This window comes from Streptomyces calidiresistens, assembly GCF_014141525.1.
Classification (GTDB): Bacteria; Actinomycetota; Actinomycetes; order Streptomycetales; family Streptomycetaceae; genus Streptomyces; species Streptomyces calidiresistens.
Genome location: NZ_VKHS01000410.1, coordinates 1 through 4,884 on the forward strand (window position 1 = coordinate 1; position 4,884 = coordinate 4,884).

Here is a 4,884-nt window from a genome sequence, read left to right on the forward strand (position 1 = left end):
TCGCCGCCCTCCTCGTCGATGGCGATCAGGACCTCGGGGTTGGCGGCGTGCAGGCGGGCGGTGAGGCCGGTGACCTGCTCGTCGGAGACGACGTTGCGGCCGAAGAGGCCGACGCCGGTCATCCCGCCGCTCTCCAGCAGGCGCAGCAGCCAGGCCGGCGGGGTGTCGGTGCCGTGGAAGGTGGGGTGCAGGACGGCGAGGGCGTCGCGCTCCAGGGCGTCCGGCTTCCGGGGCGCGGCGGTCGGTACGGACATGTCGGGGGTCATCCCTTCACGGCCCCGGCGGCCATGCCACCGGTGACCCGACGCTGGAGGATCAGGAAGAGGACCAGGACCGGGATGGTGACGAGGGTGGAGGCGGCCATGGTGGCGCCCCAGTCGTTGCCGAAGGCGGTCTGGAAGCTGGACAGCCACACCGGGAGGGTCTTGGCCTCGGGCGCCTTGTTGAGCACCAGGACCATGGCGAACTCGTTCCAGGCCATGATGAAGCCGAAGATCGAGGTGGCCATGAGGCCGGGCGCGAGCAGCGGGAAGATCACGCTGAAGAAGGCGCGGGTGCGGGAGCAGCCGTCGATGAGGGCGGCCTCCTCCAGTTCCTTGGGCACGGCGGCGATGAAGCCGCGCAGCGTCCACAGGGTGAAGGGCAGCGCCATCACGAAGTAGATGATGGTCAGGGCGAGGAGGCTGTTGAGCATCTCCAGGTCCCGGGCGTTGAGGTACATCACGATGATGAGCACCTCCCACGGGGCCATCTGCGCCATCATGATCACCAGGATCATGCCGCGACGGCCCTTGAACTCCATCCGGGCGATGGCGAAGCCGGCGGCGAGGGCGACCAGCAGGGCCAGCAGCACGGCGCAGACGGTGACCACGACGCTGTTGCGCACGTAGGTCCAGAACAGGTCCGCGCCCATGGCGGTGGAGTAGTTCTCGAAGGTGGGGACGAAGAGGAAGACCGGGTCCCGGGTGAGGATGTCGCCGCGCTCCTTGAGGGAGCTGGTGATCATCCAGTAGACGGGGAAGATGAAGATCGCGGCGGTGATCAGGGCGACCGCGTTGGGCCAGATCCGGTGGAAGCGGCGGCGGAAGGGCACCCGGGAGGGGCCGCCATCAGGGGTGCGGGGGATGCCGGCGACGGTCTGCCGCACCGGGTCGGAGGGCGGCGGGGCACCGTGCGGGCCGGCGATGTTGACCTCGGCGAGGCGGCCGACGACGCCGCCCGCGGCGGCGCCGGTGGGGCCGGCGGCGGTGGAGCGCGAGGGGCCGTCGGGTCCGGTGACGTCCGGGGAGCCGGAACCGCCGTCGGGACCGGTGGCGGTGGTGTCCTGGCTCATGACTGCTGCTCCTTCTCCTGCTTGAGGATCAGGTGGAAGTAGTACGACATGGCCCCCAGCAGGATGAGGAGCGTGAGCACGGAGATGGCGGCGGCGGCGCCGAACTGCTGCTGCCCCATGCCCTCGATGTAGGCCATGACCGGCAGGGTCTCCGAGGCGCGCGAGGGTCCGCCGCCGTTGAGGGCGTAGACCTGGGCGAACGCCTTGAAGACCCAGATGATCTCCAGGAAGGTGGTGATCAGGAAGAACGGCTTCATGATCGGCAGGACGATGGAGCGGAAGATCCGCCACGCGGAGGCGCCGTCCATGCGGGCGGCCTCGTAGATCTCGCCGCCGATGGTCGTCAGGCCGGCGTAGAGGTTCAGGGCCACGAAGGGGATCGACATCCACACGATGAGGAGGGTGGCGATGGCCAGCGTGGAGGTGCCGGTGCCGAACCAGTTGTGCTGCTCGAAGCCGGTGAAGCCCAGGGTGCCCATGAACCAGTTCATCAGGCCGTACTGGGTGTGGAAGATCCAGGAGAACAGCACGGTGCTGGGGATGATCGGCATGGCCCAGGCCATCACCAGCGCGATGGACAGGGTGAGCCGCATCTTCTTGCCGAGCCGGTTGAGCAGCAGCCCGATGAGCGTGCCGAGCACCATGATCAGGACCACGTTGACGGCCATGAAGACGAAGGTGCGGACCAGCGTGTCCCAGAACCGGGGGTTGTTCAGGACCTCGACGTAGTTGTCGAACCCCGCCCACTCGGTGGTCCGGGTGATCAACTGGCGGCGGCCGAACTCCTGGAAGGAGATCAGCACGTTCCTCAGCAGGGCCCACCCCAGGACCAGGCCGAGGGAGAGCACCGCCGGGGCGATGAGCAGGTACGGAAGCCAGCCGGTGGGCAACCGACGGCCGGTGGCGGCGGCCGGCGCCGCGGGCTCGACTGCCCGGGCCGGTGGGGTCATGGGGGTCTTCCTCGCGATCGGACGGTCGTGAGCCCGGCTGCGCCGGAGCGGCGGGGGGTCGCCGACCGTCCGGTCGGCGACCCCCCGCACGTCAGGTGTATCAGTCGCGGTTGATGCGCGTGGTGATCTCGGCGTCGGCCTCCTCGGCCGCCGCGGCGTAGTCCTCGCCGTTCAGGACCTTGGTCATGAGGTCCTTGATGGGGTTGGGGACGACCTCGACGTTCGCCCATCCGGTGGTCAGCGGGGGCAGGTAGCCGACCTCGGCGGACTGCACCATGGCGGCGGCGAAGGTGTCCTCCTCCGGGGAGGCGGTCACGTCGGTGCGGTTGGGGACGACGCCGCCGTTGTTCTCGTCGACGAACTTCTGCGCCCACTCCTGCGAGGTGGCCATCCGCAGCCACTCCTTGGCCAGCTCCTGGTCGCCGGCGCGCTCGGAGACGGCCAGGTTGGAGCCGCCGAGGAAGACGTGGCCGGGCTGGTCGGCGGTCTTGCCGGGGACCGGGAAGTAGCCGAAGTCGGCCTCCTCGCCCTGCTCCTCGATCGTGGCGATGGCGCCGCCGGCCTCCCAGCCGAGGCCGATCCAGGAGGCGACGTCACCCTGCGGGACGACCTCGGTGGACTGCTGCGGGCTGGCCTCGTCGTTGTCGGTCGGGGAGTTGGAGAACTCCTGGAGCTGCGCGTAGAACTCCATCCCGGCCTCGGCCTCGGGGGTGTTCAGCGCGCCGGTCCACTCGTCGCCCTCCTGGACGGCGAAGGCGCCGCCCTCGTCGGCGATGAATCCGCCCATCACGTAGTAGCTCTGGCCGGGCAGGTAGATCGGCTCGGCGTCGGTGTTCTCCTCGATGAGCTCGAGGGCCTCGATCCACTCGTCGCGGGTGGTGGGGACCTCGGCGCCGGCCTCCTCCCAGATGCCCTTGTCGTAGATGACGACGCGGTTGGCGCCGTACCAGGGCAGGGCGTAGAGGGTGTCGTCGACGGTGGCGGAGTCCAGCATGGTGGCGTTCCAGGCCTCGCCCTCGAACTCGCCGAGGTCGGCGAGGCCGCCGGTGGCCGCGAAGCCGACGGTCTGGGTGTTGCCGATCTCCAGGACGTCCACGGTGCCGTCCTCGGACAGCGCGGTGGTGATCTTCTCCTGGATGCCGTTCCACTCCTGGATCTCGACGTTGACCGAGACCCCGTGCTCCTCCTCGAAGGCGGTGTTCAGCTCCTCGATCCAGGCGTCGGGGGCGGAGCCGTCCATCAGCCAGACGGTGATGGAGTCGGTGTTGCCACCGGAACCACTGCCGCCGTTTCCACCGTTACCACTGTCGTCGGTGCCGCAGGCGGTCGCCCCGACCGCCAGCGTCGCCACACCGATGGCTGCCATCAGCTTGCGCTTCACGTCACCCTCCCGGGGAGGCCGGACCCCCTTGCGCCTGGTCACGGGACGGCCTTTAGTGGTGTAGTCAAGAGGTTTAGACCAGTTGCGATGAACTCTGGACTAGACCAGTAAGGGTGTCAAGGGCCGTGCCGAAGGGGCAGGCTGTCCGTTACCGGACTGACACCCGGGCCGCCGGGCACCCCCGTTCGGCCCGTGCCACCATGTGAGCCGCAATCCACGGAGGAGCCGGTGACGACAGAAGAGAACCAGGTGGTCGGGACCGCCCGGGCGACGGACGCGGCCCCGGGGGCCGCCGGCCCGGCCGGCTCCACCCGGACGGCGGAAACGGCCGACCGCACCCGCACCGCGCGGGTGCCGAAGTACTACCGCCTCAAGCGGCACCTCCAGGAAATGACGGAAACCATGCCGCCCGGCACCCCCGTGCCGCCGGAGCGGTCGCTCGCCACCGAATTCGACACCTCCCGCACCACCGTGCGCCAGGCGCTCCAGGAGCTGGTGGTCGAGGGCCGGCTGGAGCGCATCCAGGGCAAGGGCACCTTCGTCGCCAAGCCGAAGGTCGCGCAGGTGCTCCAGCTCACCTCCTACACCGAGGACATGCGCGCCCAGGGCCTGGAGCCGACCTCCCAACTCCTGGAGATCGGCTACATCAACGCCGACGAGCGCCTCGCCGCCCTGCTCGACATCCCCGTGGACGGCCGGGTGCTGCGCATCGAACGGCTCCGGTTGGCCAGCGGCGAGCCGATGGCCATAGAGACCACCCACCTGTCCCAGGAGCGCTTCCCCGCGCTGCGCCGCAGCCTGGTGAAGTACACCTCCCTCTACACCGCGCTGGCCGAGGTGTACGGGGTGCACCCGGCCTCCGCCGAGGAGACCATCGAGACCTCGCTGGCCACCCCCGCGGAGGCCGGGCTGCTCGGCACCGACGTGGGCCTGCCCATGCTGCTGCTCTCCCGGCACTCGCGGGACGCCTCCGGGGAGCCGGTGGAGTGGGTGCGCTCGGTGTACCGGGGCGACCGGTACAAGTTCGTCGCCAACCTCCAGCGCCCCCGCGGCTGAGGCCCCCGGGGCGGCGACGCCGCGCGGGGACGACGGACGGGTTCCGCGACACGGGGCCCGTCCCCGGCCGGTGACGGGTGCCGACCGGGGGCGAAGCGGAACACCCCGCCCCGGCGGCCCCCGGTGGTGTCGGGGCGACGACGCCCGCCCCCGATGGGGGAACC

At 70.2% G+C, this 4,884-nt stretch carries 4 protein-coding genes and 1 pseudogene; 1 reads left to right on the forward strand and 4 read right to left on the reverse strand.

Annotated features, from left to right (window positions below; all coding sequences use genetic code 11):
- From FOE67_RS16510 to FOE67_RS16525, 4 genes and pseudogenes are all read right to left on the reverse strand, one after another.
- Positions 1–254, reverse strand: a pseudogene (locus tag FOE67_RS16510) (glycoside hydrolase family 3 protein); the annotation flags it as partial.
- A gap of 8 nt (positions 255–262) precedes the next feature.
- A complete protein-coding gene (locus FOE67_RS16515; RefSeq protein ID WP_323384976.1) occupies positions 263–1,093 on the reverse strand; it encodes a carbohydrate ABC transporter permease in 831 nt (276 codons plus the stop codon).
- 236 nt (positions 1,094–1,329) lie between these two features.
- Positions 1,330–2,283 carry a carbohydrate ABC transporter permease gene (locus tag FOE67_RS16520; protein ID WP_182665023.1) on the reverse strand — a complete coding sequence of 318 codons (954 nt, stop codon included), beginning with the start codon at positions 2,281–2,283 and terminating at the stop codon, positions 1,330–1,332.
- Between the two features lie 100 nt (positions 2,284–2,383).
- Positions 2,384–3,664 carry an extracellular solute-binding protein gene (locus FOE67_RS16525; RefSeq protein WP_182665025.1) on the reverse strand — a complete coding sequence of 427 codons (1,281 nt, stop codon included), beginning with the start codon at positions 3,662–3,664 and terminating at the stop codon, positions 2,384–2,386.
- Between the two features lie 249 nt (positions 3,665–3,913).
- On the opposite strand from FOE67_RS16525, the gene FOE67_RS16530 reads away from it, so the two are divergent.
- Positions 3,914–4,720, forward strand: a complete 807-nt coding sequence (locus FOE67_RS16530; protein ID WP_182665030.1) for a GntR family transcriptional regulator — start codon at positions 3,914–3,916, stop codon at positions 4,718–4,720.
- Positions 4,721–4,884 lie beyond the last annotated feature (164 nt).